The 18,004-nt window shown below is 70.5% G+C and carries 11 protein-coding genes and 1 pseudogene; 8 read left to right on the plus strand and 4 right to left on the minus strand.

All coding sequences use genetic code 11. The annotated features are described in order from the left end of the window. Positions 1 to 8 precede the first annotated feature (8 nt). Positions 9 to 3,986, minus strand: a complete 3,978-nt coding sequence (gene hrpA / locus AB852_RS02400; protein ID WP_073783081.1) for an ATP-dependent RNA helicase HrpA — start codon at positions 3,984 to 3,986, stop codon at positions 9 to 11. Between the two features lie 811 nt (positions 3,987 to 4,797). Between hrpA and dnaK the strand changes: the two genes are divergently transcribed. The 5 genes from dnaK to AB852_RS02425 all read left to right on the plus strand — a co-directional run bounded on the left by dnaK (position 4,798) and on the right by AB852_RS02425 (position 10,619). After that, positions 4,798 to 6,648, plus strand: coding sequence for a molecular chaperone DnaK (gene dnaK / locus AB852_RS02405; protein WP_073783083.1), 1,851 nt, complete (start codon positions 4,798 to 4,800; stop codon positions 6,646 to 6,648). After that, complete coding sequence (grpE, locus tag AB852_RS02410; RefSeq protein WP_073783085.1) at positions 6,645 to 7,391, plus strand: nucleotide exchange factor GrpE; 747 nt, start codon at positions 6,645 to 6,647, stop codon at positions 7,389 to 7,391. Before dnaK ends, grpE begins: the two co-directional genes overlap by 4 nt. Before the next feature lie 33 nt (positions 7,392 to 7,424). Next, on the plus strand, positions 7,425 to 8,609 hold the full coding sequence (gene dnaJ, locus AB852_RS02415) for a molecular chaperone DnaJ (protein ID WP_073783087.1): 1,185 nt from the start codon (positions 7,425 to 7,427) through the stop codon (positions 8,607 to 8,609). Positions 8,610 to 8,623: 14 nt separating this feature from the next. Next, the gene (locus AB852_RS02420) at positions 8,624 to 9,076 is read left to right on the plus strand and encodes a heat shock protein transcriptional repressor HspR (protein ID WP_073785283.1); all 453 of its coding nucleotides are present in this window, start codon (positions 8,624 to 8,626) and stop codon (positions 9,074 to 9,076) included. 514 nt (positions 9,077 to 9,590) lie between these two features. Next, positions 9,591 to 10,619, plus strand: coding sequence for a helix-turn-helix transcriptional regulator (locus tag AB852_RS02425; RefSeq protein ID WP_073783089.1), 1,029 nt, complete (start codon positions 9,591 to 9,593; stop codon positions 10,617 to 10,619). Here the strand turns inward: AB852_RS02425 and AB852_RS02430 are convergent. Together AB852_RS02430 and AB852_RS02435 are read right to left on the minus strand one after the other, a co-directional pair. Continuing rightward, positions 10,616 to 11,641 (minus strand): helix-turn-helix transcriptional regulator, encoded by a 1,026-nt coding sequence (locus AB852_RS02430; RefSeq protein ID WP_073783091.1) that lies wholly within the window; start codon positions 11,639 to 11,641, stop codon positions 10,616 to 10,618. The genes AB852_RS02425 and AB852_RS02430 overlap by 4 nt on opposite strands. Positions 11,642 to 11,701: 60 nt before the next feature. Next, the gene (locus AB852_RS02435) at positions 11,702 to 12,658 is read right to left on the minus strand and encodes a helix-turn-helix transcriptional regulator (protein WP_245876584.1); all 957 of its coding nucleotides are present in this window, start codon (positions 12,656 to 12,658) and stop codon (positions 11,702 to 11,704) included. A 415-nt stretch (positions 12,659 to 13,073) separates the two neighbouring features. On the opposite strand from AB852_RS02435, the gene AB852_RS02445 reads away from it, so the two are divergent. Further along, a complete protein-coding gene (locus AB852_RS02445; RefSeq protein ID WP_073783098.1) occupies positions 13,074 to 13,424 on the plus strand; it encodes a Rieske (2Fe-2S) protein in 351 nt (116 codons plus the stop codon). A 617-nt stretch (positions 13,425 to 14,041) separates the two neighbouring features. On the opposite strand, the gene AB852_RS02450 is transcribed toward AB852_RS02445, so the two are convergent. Beyond that, positions 14,042 to 14,488 carry a pyridoxamine 5'-phosphate oxidase family protein gene (locus tag AB852_RS02450; protein ID WP_073783100.1) on the minus strand — a complete coding sequence of 149 codons (447 nt, stop codon included), beginning with the start codon at positions 14,486 to 14,488 and terminating at the stop codon, positions 14,042 to 14,044. Between the two features lie 117 nt (positions 14,489 to 14,605). Here AB852_RS02450 and clpB point away from each other — a divergent pair. Together clpB and AB852_RS02460 are read left to right on the plus strand one after the other, a co-directional pair. After that, positions 14,606 to 17,191: pseudogene (gene clpB, locus AB852_RS02455) on the plus strand (ATP-dependent chaperone ClpB); the annotation flags it as partial. A 215-nt stretch (positions 17,192 to 17,406) separates the two neighbouring features. Then, positions 17,407 to 17,931: a type III secretion system chaperone family protein gene (locus AB852_RS02460; protein WP_073783102.1), complete on the plus strand. Its 525-nt coding sequence runs from the start codon at positions 17,407 to 17,409 to the stop codon at positions 17,929 to 17,931. Positions 17,932 to 18,004 lie beyond the last annotated feature (73 nt).

Genomic DNA, 18,004 nt, shown 5'->3' on the forward strand with positions numbered 1-18,004 from the left:
CCCCGCGGTCACGGCGCGGCGGCGTCGATGGCCTTCACGATCCGCTTGTCGGAGACGGGGTACGCCGTGCCCAGGGAGTGCGCGAAGTAGCTGACCCGCAGCTCCTCGATCATCCAGCGGATGTCCCGTACCTGGCGCGGCACCGGCCGTCCCCTGGGCAGCTGTTCGAGCAGCCAGGCGTACTCGTCCCGCATGTCGTGGACCTTCTCCATCCGGGCGGTGTCCCGGGGGACGCCGCCCGGCATCTGCTGGAGCCGCCGGTCCGCCGCGACCAGATAGCGCATCAGATGCGCCAGCCGCCCGATGCCCGCCTCGGTCACGAACCCGGGCTTCACCAGGGCGGAGAGCTGGGCCCTGACGTCCGCGGTGTTCGCCAGCAGCGCGGGGCTCGTCGTCGCCTTCAGCCGCCGCTCGGCGGCCTGCCAGGCAGCCAGCACCTGCTGGACCTGGCCCACCGTCCGCACGGTGAGGTCCACGATCTCCGCGCGGACCTTGTCGAACAGCTTCCGGAACGACTCCTCGTCCCACACCGGGCCCCCGAAGTCGGCGATCAGCCGGTCGGCCGCGGCGGTCGCGCAGTCCTCGAACAGGGCCTGCACCGAGCCGTGCGGATTGGCCGAAAGAGCCAGCTTCTGGGCGTTGCTGAGCTTGTCGAGGGCGAACTTCGCCGGATTCACCGGGATGTTGCGCACGATCAGCCTGCGGGTGCCCTTCCACATCGCCTCGGCCTGCTCCGCCTCCGAGTCGAAGAGCCGCACGGAGACGGTGTCCCCGTCGTCAACCAGCGCCGGGTACGCCTTCACCGGCTGACCCGCGCGGCGCGCCTCGAAGACCCGGGTCAGACTGCCGATCGTCCAGTCGGTGAGCCCGGAGCGCTCGATCGCGGTGCCGCCGGAGCGCTCCGTGGTGGCCGCGACGGCCCGGGAGACGGCCTGGCGGGCCTTGGGGGCCAGCCGCTGCCGCAGGGCCTCCAGATCCTTGTCCTCGGCGTCCGGGGACACCTTGCGGCGGCGCTCGTCGACCACCCGGAAGGTGATCCGCAGATGGTCGGGGACCTTCGCCCAGTCGAAGTCGTCAGGAGCGAGCTGCACCCGGACCATCGCGTGCAGCTCACGCGCCAGCGTCGTCGTCAGCGGCTCCTGGAGCGGGACCGCCCGCTTCAGGAAGCGCTGCGCCACGTCCGGCGCGGGGACGTAGTGCCGGCGGATCGGCTTGGGCAGCGAACGGATCAGCTCCGTGACGACCTGCCCGCGCAGCCCCGGGATCTGCCAGTCGAAGCCCTCGTCGGTGACCTGGTTGAGCACCGCGAGCGGGATGTGGACGGTGACCCCGTCGGCGTCCGCGCCCGGCTCGAACTGGTACGTCACCCGGAAGGTCAGCGGCCCCTGGCGCCAGGAGTCCGGGTAGTCGGCCTTGGTGACCGCCTCCGCGGACTCCCGGATGAGCATCTCCCGCTCGAAGTCGAGCAGGTCCGGCTCCTCCCGGTGCTTGCGCTTCCACCAGGAGTCGAAGTGGGCGCCGGACACGATGTGTTCGGGCACCCGCTCGTCGTAGAAGTCGAACAGGGTCTCGTCGTCCACGAGGATGTCGCGGCGGCGGGCCCGGTGCTCCAGCTCCTCGACCTCGGTCAGCAGCCGGCGGTTGTCCGCGAAGAACTTGTGGTGGGTGCGCCAGTCGCCCTCGACCAGGGCGTTGCGGATGAACAGGTCGCGGGAGGTCTCCGGGTCGATCCGGCCGTAGTTGACCTTGCGGTGCGCGACGATCGGGACGCCGTACAGGGTCACCCGCTCGTACGCCATCACCGCGGCCTGGTCCTTCTCCCAGTGCGGCTCGCTGTATGTGCGCTTGACCAGATGACCGGCGATCGGCTCGATCCACTCGGGCTCGATCCGCGCGTTCACCCGGGCCCACAGCCGGGAGGTCTCCACCAGCTCGGCCGACATCAGGACCTTGGGCTGCTTCTTGAACAGCGACGAGCCGGGGAAGATCGCGAACTTGGCGCCGCGCGCGCCCAGGTACTCGTTCTTCTCGGTGTCCTTGAGGCCCACATGGGACAGCAGCCCGGCCAGCAGCGAGGTGTGGACGGCCTGCTCGGAGGCGTCGGTCTCGTTGACCACGACCCCCATCGACTTCGCCACGGACCGCAGCTGGCTGTAGATGTCCTGCCACTCCCGGATGCGCAGGAAGTTCAGGTACTCCTGCTTGCACATCCGGCGGAACGACGACGAGCCGCGTTCCTTCTGCTGCTCGCGCACGTACCGCCAGAGGTTGAGCAGCGCGAGGAAGTCGCTGGTCTCGTCCTTGAAGCGGGCGTGCTGCTGGTCGGCCTGGGTCTGCTTGTCGGCGGGCCGCTCCCGGGGGTCCTGGATGGACAGCGCGGCGGCGATGACCATGACCTCACGGACGCAGCCGTTCTTGTCGGCCTCGACGACCATGCGCGCGAGACGCGGGTCGACGGGCAGCTGCGAGAGCTTGCGCCCGAGCGGGGTGAGCCGCTTGCGGTGGTCCTTCTCGGCCGGATCGAGCGCGCCGAGCTCCTGGAGGAGCTGGACACCGTCGCGGATGTTGCGGTGGTCCGGCGGGTCGATGAACGGGAACCGCTCGATGGCGCCGAGCCCGGCGGCCGTCATCTGGAGGATCACGGACGCGAGGTTGGTGCGCAGGATCTCGGCGTCCGTGAACTCGGGCCGGGACTCGAAGTCGTCCTCCGAGTAGAGCCGTACGCAGATGCCGTCCGAGGTACGGCCGCAGCGGCCCTTGCGCTGGTTGGCGCTGGCCTGGCTGACCGGCTCGATGGGCAGCCGCTGGACCTTGGTGCGATGGCTGTACCGGGAGATCCGCGCGGTGCCCGGGTCGATCACGTACTTGATGCCGGGGACGGTCAGCGAGGTCTCGGCGACGTTCGTCGCGAGGACGACCCGGCGGCCGGAGTGCGCCTGGAACACCCGGTGCTGCTCGGCGTGCGACAGCCGCGCGTACAGCGGCAGCACCTCGGTGTTCTGCCGCAGGACGCTGCCCGCGCGCGTGAACATCTTGTTCAGCGCGTCGGCGGTGTCCCGGATCTCCCGCTCGCCGGAGAGGAACACCAGGATGTCGCCGGGGCCCTCGCCCTGGAGCTCGGTCACCGCCTCGCAGATCGCGGTGATCTGGTCCCGGTCGCCGGCGTCCTCCTCGGCGCCGTCCTCCAGGAGCGGCCGGTAGCGCACCTCCACGGGGTACGTGCGGCCGCTGACCTCGACGATCGGGGCGTCCCCGAAGTGCCGGGAGAAGCGCTCCGGGTCGATCGTCGCCGAGGTGATGATCACCTTCAGGTCCGGGCGGCGGGGGAGCAGCTGGGCGAGGTAGCCCAGCAGGAAGTCGATGTTGAGCGACCGCTCGTGGGCCTCGTCGATGATGATCGTGTCGTAGGCGCGCAGCTCGCGGTCCGTCTGGATCTCCGCGAGCAGGATGCCGTCCGTCATCAGCTTGACGAAGGTGTCCTGGCCGACCTGGTCGGTGAAGCGGACCTTCCAGCCGACGGCCTCCCCGAGGGGGGTGTTCAGCTCGTCCGCGACGCGTTCGGCGACGGTACGGGCCGCGAGGCGGCGGGGCTGGGTGTGACCGATCATGCCGCGGACGCCGCGGCCCAGTTCCAGGCAGATCTTGGGGATCTGCGTGGTCTTTCCGGACCCCGTCTCACCTGCGACGATCACCACCTGGTGGTCGCGGATCGCCGCGAGGATGTCGTCCTTGCGCCGGCTGACCGGGAGCTCTTGCGGGTATGTCACCTCGGGGACGCGGGCGCGGCGGGCCGCGGTGCGGGCCGCCAGGCGGTCGATCTCCGCGGTGATCTCCGCGAGGGCCGCGGTGCGGGCCTGCGGTTCGCGGATGCGGTGGGCGCCGTCGAGCCTGCGGCTCAGGCGGTGGGCGTCCCTCGGGGGGAGCTCTATGAGGCGCTCACCGAGGTCGCCTCGGGCGCCGGACACGGAAGCGGGCTGCGTAGACATACGTCCCCCAGGATCTCACCTCGCCGTTCCGGCTGACGAACCCTTTTCCCCGGGGTCCGTCCCGGCGGGTCGCCTTCGCTTGCGCTTCCCAGGTCTGTCCGGCGGGGCGCACTTCGTTCCTGTGCCGTCGCTCGGTGGTTTCGCGCAGTTCCCCGTGCCCCTGGATGCTGCCCCGGTCCGTTGCCCCTCGGGTGCGGGTGCGCCCTCGTCTTTGCGCAGTTCCCCGCGCCCCTTTGGGGCGCGTTCTGTTTGTTCTTCGGGTCGGGGCCGGTCGGGATTCTCCGTCCTCGATCCGACACGCTCGGTCGGACGTCCCCCTTGCCCGACTGAAGAGCATCGGAGTCTGCGGGCAGAGATTCCCGCCCACCCCCTCCCGCAGCAGCGCGACTGCGCGAGGAGGAGGGTGAAAAACAACCCCAGGTGGGCGCCCCTTCGGGGGCGCGGGGAACTGCGCGAAAGACGAGGGCAGACCTGCACCCGACGGACAGCCCGAAGGGGCAGCATCCAGGGGCGCGGGGAACTGCGCACCCACGTCCGGCCCGCACCGGGACAAGTGCGCCAGGCCGGACAGACCTCGGAAGCGCGAGCGAAGGCGACTCGCGGGGAACCGCGCACCCACGGGCGGAGCTGAGCCGCAGGTCGGGGTGGGGGGTTGATGTAAGGGGAGGATAAAAGTTGAGTCGGACACGCTCAGGTCTGTTGACCCGGCCGGAGGCTTCGTGCATCCTTGAGTGTGTTCCGCTCAGGTTCGGTATCCGGACCCCCGGGCGGCGCGCAGCTGGTCCGAGCAAGCTTCTCTGGAGGAATCGAAATGGCACGTGCGGTCGGCATCGACCTGGGCACGACTAACTCCGTCGTCAGCGTTCTGGAGGGCGGCGAGCCCACCGTCATCACCAACGCAGAGGGCGCCAGGACCACGCCGTCCGTCGTCGCCTTCGCCAAGAACGGCGAGGTGCTCGTCGGCGAGGTCGCCAAGCGTCAGGCTGTCACCAACGTCGACCGGACCATCCGGTCCGTGAAGCGCCACATGGGCACCGACTGGCGCGTCGACATCGACGAGAAGGCGTTCAACCCGCAGCAGATCTCCGCGTTCATCCTTCAGAAGCTGAAGCGTGACGCCGAGGCCTACCTGGGGGAGAAGGTCGCGGACGCGGTCATCACCGTCCCGGCGTACTTCAACGACTCCGAGCGCCAGGCCACCAAGGAGGCCGGCGAGATCGCGGGCCTGAACGTCCTGCGCATCGTCAACGAGCCGACGGCCGCCGCCCTGGCGTACGGCCTCGACAAGGACGACCAGACGATCCTCGTCTTCGACCTCGGTGGCGGCACCTTCGACGTCTCGCTGCTGGACATCGGCGACGGCGTGGTCGAGGTGAAGGCCACCAACGGTGACAACCACCTCGGTGGTGACGACTGGGACCAGCGGGTCGTGGACTACCTGGTCAAGCAGTTCAACAACGGTCACGGCGTGGACCTCGGCAAGGACAAGATGGCCGTCCAGCGCCTGCGTGAGGCCGCCGAGAAGGCCAAGATCGAGCTGTCCTCGTCCACCGAGACCACGATCAACCTGCCCTACATCACGGCGTCCGCCGAGGGCCCGCTGCACCTGGACGAGAAGCTCACCCGCGCCCAGTTCCAGCAGCTGACCGCGGACCTCCTGGAGCGCTGCAAGACGCCGTTCCACAACGTCATCAAGGACGCGGGCATCGCCCTGTCCGAGATCGACCACGTGGTCCTGGTCGGCGGCTCGACCCGGATGCCCGCCGTCGCCGAGCTGGTGCGCGAGCTGACCGGCGGCAAGGACGCCAACAAGGGTGTCAACCCGGACGAGGTCGTCGCCATCGGCGCCGCGCTCCAGGCCGGTGTCCTCAAGGGTGAGGTCAAGGACGTCCTGCTCCTCGACGTGACCCCGCTGTCCCTCGGTATCGAGACCAAGGGCGGCATCATGACCAAGCTCATCGAGCGGAACACGACCATCCCGACCAAGCGGTCGGAGATCTTCACCACGGCCGAGGACAACCAGCCGTCCGTGCAGATCCAGGTCTACCAGGGCGAGCGCGAGATCGCCGCGTACAACAAGAAGCTCGGGATGTTCGAGCTGACCGGTCTGCCGCCCGCCCCGCGCGGTGTCCCGCAGATCGAGGTCGCCTTCGACATCGACGCCAACGGCATCATGCACGTGACCGCGAAGGACCTCGGCACGGGCAAGGAGCAGAAGATGACCGTCACCGGCGGCTCCTCGCTGCCGAAGGACGAGGTCAACCGCATGCGCGAGGAGGCCGAGAAGTACGCGGAGGAGGACCACGCCCGCCGCGAGGCCGCCGAGACGCGCAACCAGGGCGAGCAGCTCGTCTACCAGACGGAGAAGTTCCTCAAGGACAACGAGGAGAAGGTCCCCGGCGATGTGAAGACCGAGGTCGAGGCCTCGATCGCCGAGCTGAAGGAGAAGCTCAAGGGCGAGGACGCGGCCGAGATCCGGGTCGCCACCGAGAAGGTCGCCGCCGTCTCCCAGAAGCTGGGCCAGGCCATGTACGCCGACGCGCAGGGCGCCCAGGCCGGCGCGGCCGGTGCCGAGGGTGCCGAAGGCGCCGGTGCCAAGGCCGACGACGACGTCGTCGACGCGGAGATCGTCGACGAGGACCGCAAGGACGGTGCCGCGTGACGGAGGAGACCCCGGGCTTCGACGAGCACGACGAGCCCGCTGATGTCTCCGACGGCGCCGCATCCAAGAAGGCAGCCGACGCCGCCGACTCCGCCGAGCCCTCCACTTCGGAGGGCCCGGCGGGCCGGGCCGGGGACGCCAGCGCACAGAACGTGGGCCTGACGGCCGAACTGGACCAGGTACGGACCGCGCTCGCCGAGCGCACCGCCGATCTCCAGCGACTTCAGGCCGAATACCAGAACTACCGCCGCCGGGTGGAGCGGGACAGGATCGCGGTCAAGGAGGTCGCCGTCGCGAACCTCCTGTCCGAGTTGCTGCCCGTGCTCGACGACATCGGGCGCGCCAGGGAACACGGCGAGCTGCTCGGTGGTTTCAAGTCGGTGGCCGAATCGCTGGAGACGGTGGCCGCGAAGATGGGCCTCCAGCAGTTCGGCAAGGAGGGCGAGCCCTTCGACCCGACGATCCACGAAGCCCTGATGCACAGCTACGCACCGGACGTCACCGAGACGACGTGCGTCGCGATCCTGCAACCGGGGTATCGGATCGGCGAGCGCACCATCCGCCCCGCGCGGGTGGCGGTGGCCGAACCGCAGCCGGGCGCGCAGTCCGTGAAGGACGGCGCGGACGGTCCGGAGCAGCCCGAGGGGTCCGACGCCGGTGACGGCGCGGACACCGCGGACGGCACCGGTGAGGGCGGCAAGGACGCCAAGAGCAAGGACAGCGGTGGCCCGGACGAGGGCTGACCGAGTCACGCGGGGAGAGGAGGGACGTCGGGGATGAGTACCAAGGACTTCATCGAGAAGGACTACTACAAGGTCCTCGGCGTCCCCAAGGACGCCACCGAGGCCGAGATCAAGAAGGCGTACCGGAAGCTCGCGCGCGAGTTCCACCCGGACGCCAACAAGGGCAACGTCAAGGCCGAGGACCGTTTCAAGGAGATCTCCGAGGCGAACGACATCCTCGGTGACCCCAAGAAGCGCAAGGAGTACGACGAGGCCCGCGCACTGTTCGGCAACGGCGGCTACCGGCCGGGTCCGGGCGGCGCGGGCGGCAACAACTTCAACTTCGACCTGGGCGACCTCTTCGGAGGCAACGCGCAGGGCGGAGCGGGGGCCGGCGGCTTCGGCGGCGGGCTCGGCGACGTGTTCGGCGGGCTGTTCAACCGGGGCGGCGCGGGTACGGGTACCCGGGTGCAGCCCCGGCGTGGCCAGGACATCGAGTCCGAGGTCACGCTGAGCTTCACGGAGGCGGTCGACGGGGCGACGGTGCCGTTGCGGATGTCCTCGCAGGCCCCCTGCAAGGCGTGTTCGGGCACCGGCGACAAGAACGGCACCCCGCGCGTGTGCCCCACCTGTGTCGGTACGGGACAGGTGTCACGTGGCGGCGGTGGCGGATTCTCGCTCACCGATCCGTGCGTGGACTGCAAGGGCCGCGGTCTGATCGCGGAGACCCCCTGCGAGATCTGCAAGGGCTCGGGACGCGCCAAGTCGTCGCGGACCATGCAGGTGCGCATCCCGGCCGGTGTCTCGGACAAGCAGCGCATCAGGCTGCGCGGCAAGGGCGCCCCGGGCGAGCGCGGTGGTCCGGCGGGCGATCTGTACGTCGTCGTGCATGTGGGCGAGCACCCGGTGTTCGGCCGCAAGGGCGACAACCTGACGGTGACCGTGCCCGTGAGCTTCGCCGAGGCGGCCCTCGGCGGTGAGGTGAAGGTACCGACCCTCGGTGGTCCGCCGGTGACGCTGAAGCTGCCGCCGGGCACCCCGAACGGCCGGACCATGAGGGCGCGCGGCAAGGGCGCGGTCCGTAAGGACGGCACCCGCGGCGATCTGCTGGTGACGGTGGAGGTCGTGGTGCCGAAGGACGTGACCGGCAAGGCCCGGGACGCTCTGGAGGCGTACCGGGAGGCGACCGTGGACGTCGATCCGCGGGCGGAGCTGTTCGAGGCCGCGAAGGGAGCATGAACGCCATGGACGGGATGAGCACGGGCGGTCGGCGCAGGAACCCCTACCAGTTGACCGACGAGACGCCGGTGTACGTGATCTCGGTGGCGGCTCAGCTCAGCGGGCTGCATCCGCAGACCCTCAGGCAGTACGACCGGCTCGGGCTGGTCTCCCCGGACCGTACGGCGGGCCGGGGCCGGCGGTACTCCGCGCGGGACATCGAACTGCTCCGGCAGGTACAGGCGCTGTCCCAGACCGAGGGCATCAATCTGGCCGGTATCAAGCGGATCATCGAGCTGGAGAACCAGGTCGCCGCGCTCCAGGCGCGGGTGGCCGAGCTCCAGGCCGCCGCGGAGGGCGCCGCGGCGATGATGCGCCAGCGGGAGGCCGCGGTGCACGCCTCGTACCGCCGGGACCTCGTCCCGTACCAGGAGGTCCAGCAGACCAGCGCGCTGGTCGTGTGGCGGCCCAACAGGGGCCAGGAGTAGTCCGCCGCCGGGCCGTGGGGTCCGGGGCCCGTACACGGTCCAGGGGCCGGGAGGAACGCCTTCCGGCCCCTTCGGCGTTTCCGCGCGCGATCAACGCCGCCCGGCCAACCGGGGTGTGACTGTCAGTGAGGTGTGCGACGCTTGACCCGCTCGCCTGAACCCTGTGACCCAGGGTGGGGTCCGGTGCTCCGGCCCGGCAGGCGCCGACCGCGTGACCGGCGGTCCGGTGCCGCCGTCGGATCGTCCGGGTCCGGCCGCCGGCCGGAGTGAGCGGCCGCGCGGGGGTGCCGGAAGTCAAAGGGCCCCCCGGGTCGGCCAGGGGGATTGGCCGACTCGGGGGAAACCCGTGGGGCGACCAAGAATTCCCCTCCCCTCGCCCCGCGCTCCACTCTGCCGGTCACAGGAGGGCTACACCACCGTCATCTTGTTGCACTGTGCCAAGCGGAGGGGGGACGCAAGGGTAAAGAAGCGGGCGAATCGGCATGAACGGCACTCCGGAGGTGGGGACGGGGACATGGCTGAGGTACACGCACACGGGGTGGATCAGCTCTGCGGCGAAGGGGAGCGGGTGTACGCGGCGGCCCTGAAGGCGGGCCGCATCGACCGCGCGGCGGCGGCGGGAGCGCCCTGCCTGGTCGAACTGGCCCTGCTGTCCCCCGATCCGGAGGACACGGCGTGGCTGGTGCCCGAGCCGCCCGGCGAGGTCGTCGCCCGGCTGCTGCGCGGGCTGCGGGACGAACTGGGGCAGAGCCAGGCCCGCGCGGTGGCGCTGACGCGCCTCGCCGAGCGGTACACGGGCCTCGACATCGACACCGACGCCCCCAGCGCCGGGGCCGGCATCCGCGTCCTGGAGGGCAAGCCCCGGATCCGGGAGGCGATAGCGGAGGCGTCCGACGCCTGCATGATCGAGCACCTGGCGGTGCAGCCGGGCGGTGTGCGCCGCGAGTCCGTGCTCAACGACGCGCTGCCGCTGGCGCTGATCATGGCCGCGCGGGGCGTCAAGATGCAGACCCTGTACACCCACGCCGCCCGGCACGGCCAGGGACTGTACGAGTACCTGGAGCGGATGGGCGGCGCCGCGGAGGTGCGGACGCTGGACGAGGTGATCGAACGGCTCCTGATCTTCGACCGCAAGGTGGCGTTCGTCCCGGCCACGGAGGACCGGACCGTGGCGCTGGAACTGCGGCACCCCGGCCTCGTCCAGTTCCTCGCGATCGTCTTCGAGCGGCTGTGGCGGCTCGGACACCCCCTGGAGGCGCCGCTCGCCGCGGGCTCCGGGATCGAGGGCATCACCCGCCGCGAGCAGGCCATCGCGGCGCTGCTCGCCGAGGGCTACACCGACGGCGAGGTCGCCCAGCGGCTCGGCATCAACGTCCGCACCGCCCGCCACCACATCCGCAAGCTGAGCGAGGCGCTGGGCGCGGTGAGCCGCGCGCAGCTGGGCGTACGCATCGCCCAGAACGGCCTCGACAGCCCCCCGCGCCCCACCACGGAGGACGACCCGCCCGCCCCCGCGCACCAGGTACGCCCGGACACGCCCTAGGGGCGCGGGGAACTGCCCACCCCCGGTTCGAGCAGGCCCGAGCGCCCGATCAGATACCCCAGCTGCGCACGGCTGTCGCTGCCCAGCGTGCTCGCGAGCTTCGCGATGTGCACCCGCACCGTACGGACGTTCATCGCCAGCCGCAGCGCGATCTCCGCGTCGGTGTGCCCCTCCACCAGCAGCTCCGCGATCTCGTACTGCCGGGCGGGCACGCCGTGCGGGGTGGTCCGCCGGGCCGGGGTGGGCCACATCGGGGTGGCGAGCCGCCACAGCCGCTCGAAGGTGGTCACGAAGTACCCCACCAGCGCCGGATGGTGGACCCGCAGGGCCACCGTACGGTCCTTCGCCGCGGGGATGAACGCGACCGCCCGGTCGATGACGACGAGCCGCTCGGTGACCTCGCTGAGGGTGCGGACCTCGACGTCCCCGCGCAACTGCTCGTAGTGGGCGACGACCGGCGCCGAATGGCGCGCGGTGTGCTGGTACAGGGTCCGCATCCGCGCCCCCCGCCCCAGCATGGCCTGCTCCCGGGGCCGTGCGGCGGCCAGCGCGCCGGAGGGCCGCGCCCCGCCCGGCTGGACGGTCAGCAGCTCGCCGACCGCGTGGGCCATCGCCTCGCCGATCGCGTGGTTGATGGTCCGGAGGCCGTGCAGCACGGTGGTCCCGGAGCCGTCCGGCCCGTCCGCCGCCGCGGCGTCCGGGGTGCCCAGCTCCATGAACGGTTCGAAGAGCTCCGCGAGGGTCGCCTCCCGTCTGCGGTGGCGGGCGATGTCGTCCTCGATCGCCCGCATCAGCTGCGGCAGCACCACCGCCGGGGCCGCGGGGAGCAGCCGCCCGGGATCGCCGGGGTCGGGGCGCAGCAGTCCGAAGTCGAGCAGACAGGGCGCCGGTGCGGCGTCCTGCCTGGTGATCCTGCCCGCGCGCAGCGCGCGGGCGTAGGTCTGTGTACCGGCCGCGCAGAGATTCTCGATCTCATGGGGGTCATGGCTCCGGTGCCCCGCGGGCGGGGTGGGGTCCGTCACTGCTGCCGCTCCAGAAGGGCCGGGCGGTCGGATTCCGGGGCCGCCCCGGCTGGTCGTCGGTCACTGATTGTGCTCCAGCATGCCCGATTGTGCGATGAGATAGCCCAGCTGGGCCCGGCTGCCGCTGCCGAGGGAGGCGGCGAGCTTGGCGATATGGGCGCGGCAGGTACGGACGTTCATCCCCAGCCGGCGGGCGATGGCCTCGTCCACGTACCCCTCGACGAGGAGTTTGGCGATGGACAGCTGGACGCCGGTGATGCCGTCGGGGGTGGGCCGGTACGGGACCTCGTCGATGAGCGGGGTGGCGCGGCGCCACAACTGCTCGAAGACGCGCTTCAGATAGCGGACGAGTCCGGGGTGGCGCAGTTCCAGCGCCAGATCGTCCTTGCCGTCGGGCCCGCCCCCGGCAGGGATGAACGCCACGGTGTCGTCACAGACGATGAGCCGTTCGATCAGCTCCTCCAGGGTCCGGATCTCGATCCGGCCGTCGGCCATGCGGTCGACGTACGCCATCGTGCCCTGGCTGTGCCTGACGGTGTGCTGGTAGAGGGTTCTGATCCGGACACCCCGGTCGGTCAGGGGCCGGTCGCGTTCCAGCGCCTGGCTGAGGATGTGCTCACTGCGGCGTCCGCCGGGCTGGATGGTCAGGACCTCGGTGCGGCACTCGGCGGTAGCGACATTGAGTGCCGCGTTGATCCGGTCGATGCCTTCGAGGACGGTGATGGCGTGGGTCGGTGCGGGGCTCTGTGCGCTGATGGCCATGAACGGCTCGAATGATTCGGTCAGTTCGATGGACAGTCGTCGTCGGTCCAGGATCTCCCGTTCGATCGGGTGGAGGCGCTGTGCCAGTGCGACGGACGGGGGAACCGGCCGGAGCCAGTTCGCATCGTCCGGATCGGGGTGGAGAAGGGCGAATTCCAGGAGGCATGGCGCCGCTTCCGCCTCCGCTCGGGCGATCCTTCCGGCACTGAGTGCGCTCGCGTAGAGCTGTGCGCCCTCGGCACACAGTTCGGCCACGGAGTGGTGATGTGTCGGATGTGTGTTGGTTATGGGCAATTCTCCACCCCCCAGGGTCTTGAACGTGCAAGAACATGATGCATCGCTCCAGTGGTGTTGACGTGCCTGAATGAGCCATCGTCTTGTTGCACCGGGGGAGAGGACTTCATCAGGTGAGGACGAAGCCGACTATGTACAAGAGAATGCTTCGCTCAGTGCTGGCGACTTTCTCCGTGGTGGTGGCCGCCGGAGCACTCGGTGTCGTGGCCGGCTCCCAGACGGCCCACGCGGACACCGGTTGGGGCAGCAGGACCGTCCACTCGGTGCCCGACACCGGTTGGGGACCTGTCGCTCCGGCGAAGGCCAAGCCGGCCGGCACGGTCGTCAGGCCCGCGGACACCGGCTGGGGAAATTCAGCCCCGACCGCCGCGGACGCATGAGCACGCCCCCCGACGACCGGTCGTTCCGGCGCGAGATGGCAACCGCCTATCGCTCCGGATGGCACTTCATCGATCTGGTCACGGCCATCCCCCATCAGGGCGACTCGTTGATGGTGACCCTGTTCGGGGAGCCGGTCGTCGTCGTACGGGACGAGGAAGAGGACGTCCGCGCGTACCGATGTCTGCGCAGGCCCCGGGGCGCGCCCCGGCCGGTCCGGTGCGCCATCCGGTACGGAATGATCTTTGTGAATCTCGACCAGCGTGACCACGAACAACTGGTGGACCGTGACGCTCCGGCGGAACGCGACACCCCGAGGACCATCTCCGCCACCCCCCGCAGTGCCTGAGGCGATTCCCCCGTCGTTACAAGTCGCCCCAGGTACTTCCCCCCGCAGCGGCGCCACCGTGGACCTGAAACACGGTGGCGCCGCTGTCGTTCGTGGGCGGCCGTTGCGGGTCCCTGTGCTGGGCGCGCCTTTTGCTGTGCGGGTCGCCTTCGCTTGCGCCCCTGGGTCTGTCCGGCTGGACGTACTTGTTCCTGTGCCGTCGTTCGTGGGGTGCGCAGTTCCCCGCGCCCCTGGGTCTGTCCGGGTGGGCGTACTTGTTCCCGCACAGGTCGCTCGGTGGGTGCGCAGTTCCCCGCGCCCCTTTGGTCGCGCCCCTTGCGGTTCCCGAGCGGGTGCGGGCGCGCCCCTGAGGTGCTGCCCCATTGCGGTCGTTCTTCGGGTGCGGGCGGCCCGTGGTTGCTCGCGCGGTTCCTCGCGCCCCTGGGTCTGTCCGGGTGGGCGTACTTGTTCCCGTACAGGTCGCTCGGTGGGTGCGCAGTTCCCCGCGCCCCTGAGGTGCTGCCCCCTTGCGGTCGCTCTTCGGGTGCGGGGCGGCCCTCGTTTGCGCAGTTCCTCGCGCCCCTTTGGGGGCGCTCTCTTGCGGTGGGCGTCCGGGTGCGGGTCTGTTCGTGTGAGGGTCAGGCTCGGCCCAGGGATTTGGTTACTGTGATCTCGATCAGGACTCTTTGGGGGTTGGGGGCCGGGGTGCGGCCGTAGCGGGTCGCGTAACGGGTTACCGCGTCGGCGATCCGGTCCGGGTCCCGTACGACCTCCGCGTGGCCCTCCAGCGTGGCCCAGCGGCCCCCGTCCACCTGGCACACCGCCACCGGCACCCGTGCCGTGCCGCCGTCGGCATCGGACCCCGTACCCGCAGCCGCCAGGATGTTGGCCACCTTGCGGCTCGTACGGTTGGTGATCACCCGGGCGATGCCCTTTTCTCCCGCTCCGTGCTCGTACGTCACCCCCACCGGAACGACATGCGGCGTCCCGTCCGGGCGCAGGGTGGTCAGGGTGCACAGATGCCGCTCCTGCCAGAAGGCGAGGTACGCGGGGTCGGGGGCGGACGGCGCCGCGGGGGAGGTCATGGCGGCGAATCTACGGGGGAGCCGCACTGCCTTCCTGGGGTTGAGTGGATTAGACTCAACTTTGTGTAAGTTGAGGGAGTCAGAACAGGAAGAGTCAGGCAGGAGGGGACAGCGGACGTGGACGCCGAGCTGACCAACAGGAGCAGGGACGCGCTGAACGCGGCGAGCAGCCGTGCCGTGTCCGAGGGGCATCCCGATCTCACGCCGGCCCATCTGCTGCTCGCGCTGCTGAGCGGCCGGGACAACGAGAACGTCGTCGATCTGCTCGTCGCCGTCGGGGCCGACCAGGCCGCGGTACGGGCCGGCGGTGAGCGGCTGCTCGCCGCGCTGCCCAGTGTGACCGGGTCGACCGTCGCGCCCCCGCAGCCCGACCGCGAGACGCTGGCCGTCATCGCGGACGCCGCGCGGTACGCGAAGGACCTCGGCGACGACTATCTGTCCACCGAGCATCTGCTGCTCGGTCTCGCCGCCAAGGGCGGCCGGACCGGGGAGGTGCTGAGCGGCCAGGGCGCGACGGCGAAGAAGCTGCTGGCCGCGTTCGAGAAGAGCAGGGGAGGGCGCCGCGTGACCACACCGGACCCGGAGGGTTCGTACAAGGCGCTGGAGAAGTTCGGCACCGACTTCACGGCCGCGGCCCGCGAGGGCAAGCTGGACCCGGTGATCGGCCGGGACCAGGAGATCCGCCGGGTGGTGCAGGTGCTGTCGCGCCGGACCAAGAACAACCCCGTGCTGATCGGTGAGCCCGGCGTCGGCAAGACCGCCGTCGTGGAGGGGCTCGCCCAGCGCATCGTCAAGGGCGACGTACCGGAATCCCTGAAGAACAAGCGGCTGGTCTCCCTCGACCTCGGCGCGATGGTCGCCGGGGCGAAGTACCGGGGCGAGTTCGAGGAGCGGCTGAAGACCGTCCTCGCGGAGATCAAGGACAGCGACGGGCAGGTCGTCACCTTCATCGACGAACTGCACACCGTCGTCGGCGCGGGCGCGGGCGGCGACTCCGCGATGGACGCGGGCAACATGCTGAAGCCGATGCTCGCCCGCGGTGAGCTGCGGATGGTCGGCGCCACCACGCTGGACGAGTACCGCGAGCGGATCGAGAAGGACCCGGCGCTGGAGCGCCGCTTCCAGCAGGTGCTCGTCGCCGAACCGAGCGTCGAGGACAGCATCGCGATCCTGCGCGGGCTCAAGGGCCGCTACGAGGCGCACCACAAGGTGCAGATCGCCGACAGCGCGCTCGTCGCCGCCGCCACGCTCTCCGACCGGTACATCACCTCCCGGTTCCTGCCCGACAAGGCGATCGACCTGGTCGACGAGGCCGCGTCCCGGCTCCGGATGGAGATCGACTCCTCGCCCGTCGAGATCGACGAGCTCCAGCGGGCCGTCGACCGGCTGCGGATGGAGGAGCTGGCCCTCGCCAAGGAGACCGACCCCGCCAGCCGCCAGCGGCTGGAGAAGCTGCGCCGCGACCTCGCCGACAAGGAGGAGGAACTGCGCGGGCTGAACGTCCGCTGGGAGAAGGAGAAGCAGTCCCTCAACCGCGTCGGTGAGCTGAAGGAACGCCTGGACGAGCTGCGCGGCCAGGCCGAGCGGGCCCAGCGCGACGGCGACTTCGACACCGCGTCCAAGCTGCTGTACGGGGAGATCCCCGGCGTCGAGCGGGACCTGGAGGAGGCGTCCGCCGCCGAGGAGGAGGCCTCCCGGGACACCATGGTCAAGGAGGAGGTCGGCCCCGACGACATCGCGGACGTCGTCGGTTCGTGGACGGGGATCCCGGCCGGGAGGTTGCTCGAAGGGGAGACGCAGAAGCTGCTGCGGATGGAGGAGGAGCTGGGGCGGCGGCTGATCGGCCAGGGCGAGGCCGTGCGCGCGGTGTCCGACGCCGTGCGCCGCACCCGGGCCGGGATCGCGGACCCCGACCGGCCCACCGGTTCGTTCCTCTTCCTCGGCCCGACCGGGGTGGGCAAGACGGAGCTGGCGAAGGCCCTCGCGGACTTCCTCTTCGACGACGAGCGGGCGATGATCCGCGTCGACATGTCGGAGTACGGTGAGAAGCACAGCGTGGCCCGGCTCGTCGGGGCGCCTCCCGGCTACGTCGGCTACGAGGAGGGAGGCCAGCTCACCGAGGCCGTCCGCAGGCGCCCGTACAGCGTGGTCCTGCTGGACGAGGTGGAGAAGGCGCATCCGGAGGTCTTCGACGTCCTGCTCCAGGTCCTCGACGACGGCCGTCTCACCGACGGCCAGGGGCGGACCGTCGACTTCCGCAACACCATCCTCGTCCTCACCTCGAACCTCGGCAGCCAGTACCTGGTGGACCCGCTGACCGGTGAGGAGGAGAAGAAGCGGCAGGTTCTCGAAGTGGTCCGGGCGTCCTTCAAGCCCGAGTTCCTGAACCGGCTGGACGACCTCGTGGTGTTCTCCGCCCTGAACGGCGAGGAGCTGGCGAGGATCGCCAGGCTCCAGCTCGACCGGCTCGCCAAGCGGCTGGCCGAGCGGCGGCTCACCCTGGAGGTGAGCGACGCGGCGCTCGCGTGGCTCGCCCGCGAGGGCAACGACCCCGCGTACGGGGCCCGGCCGCTGCGCCGGCTGGTGCAGACCGCGATCGGGGACCGGCTGGCGAAGGAGATCCTCGGCGGCGGGATCCAGGACGGCGACACCGTCCGGGTCGACACCTTCGGGGACGGTCTGCTCGTGGGCCGCGCCTCCGGTCCCGCGCCGGAGGGGACGGGCGAAGGGGCTTCGGCGGGCTCGGGAGCGGAGTCCGGGGAGGCGTCCGGGGTGGCCGGAAAGACGCTCTGAGCGAACCCCATCGGGACCTCTCCGCCGAAACCAGCCACCGACGCGTAACCGCCGCCGGGCGGGGGTTGCCATCACCCGCCCGGCATGGGGGAGGATGACTCAATCCGTACGAAGGGAAATACACGGTGAGCATCGACCCGTCCTCGATTCCGAACTTCGGGGGCCAGCCAGAGCCGCAGCCCGGTGAACCGGCGGGCCCCGTCGTCCCGGATCAGGATCTTGTGAAGCAGCTCCTCGACCAGATGGAGCTGAAGTACGTCGTCGACGACGAGGGTGACCTCGCGGCGCCGTGGGAGGAGTTCCGCACGTACTTCATGTTCCGCGGCGAGGACGAGCAGCAGGTCTTCTCCGTGCGGACGTTCTACGACCGGCCCCACGGCATCGAGGACAAGGCAAGCCTGCTGGAGTCCATCGACGACTGGAACCGCCGCACCCTGTGGCCGAAGGTCTACAGCCACACCCACGACGACGGCACCGTCCGGCTGATCGGTGAGGCGCAGATGCTCATCGGCACCGGGGTGAGCCTGGAGCACTTCGTGTCGTCCACGGTGAGCTGGGTCCGCGCCGCCATCGAGTTCGACCGCTGGCTGGTCGAGCACCTCGGCCTGGAGAAGGACGTCGACTCCGCCGAGGGCACCGACGACGAGTAGGCGGCCCCCAGGCCCACAGGTCCCCGAGGCCGGCAGGCCGCGAGGTCCGCTGGGCCCGCAGGCGTGTTCCCCT

This window comes from Streptomyces uncialis, assembly GCF_001905345.1.
Classification (GTDB): domain Bacteria; phylum Actinomycetota; class Actinomycetes; order Streptomycetales; family Streptomycetaceae; genus Streptomyces; species Streptomyces uncialis.

What these genes read in the sequence shown, in the direction of transcription:
- hrpA (WP_073783081.1), bottom strand. Translation starts at nt 3,986, where the DNA reads ATGTCTACGCAGCCCGCTTCCGTGTCCGGCGCCCGAGGCGACCTCGGT.
- dnaK (WP_073783083.1), top strand. Translation starts at nt 4,798, where the DNA reads ATGGCACGTGCGGTCGGCATCGACCTGGGCACGACTAACTCCGTCGTC.
- dnaJ (WP_073783087.1), top strand. Translation starts at nt 7,425, where the DNA reads ATGAGTACCAAGGACTTCATCGAGAAGGACTACTACAAGGTCCTCGGC.
- AB852_RS02420 (WP_073785283.1), top strand. Translation starts at nt 8,624, where the DNA reads ATGAGCACGGGCGGTCGGCGCAGGAACCCCTACCAGTTGACCGACGAG.
- AB852_RS02425 (WP_073783089.1), top strand. Translation starts at nt 9,591, where the DNA reads ATGGCTGAGGTACACGCACACGGGGTGGATCAGCTCTGCGGCGAAGGG.
- AB852_RS02445 (WP_073783098.1), top strand. Translation starts at nt 13,074, where the DNA reads ATGAGCACGCCCCCCGACGACCGGTCGTTCCGGCGCGAGATGGCAACC.
- AB852_RS02450 (WP_073783100.1), bottom strand. Translation starts at nt 14,488, where the DNA reads ATGACCTCCCCCGCGGCGCCGTCCGCCCCCGACCCCGCGTACCTCGCC.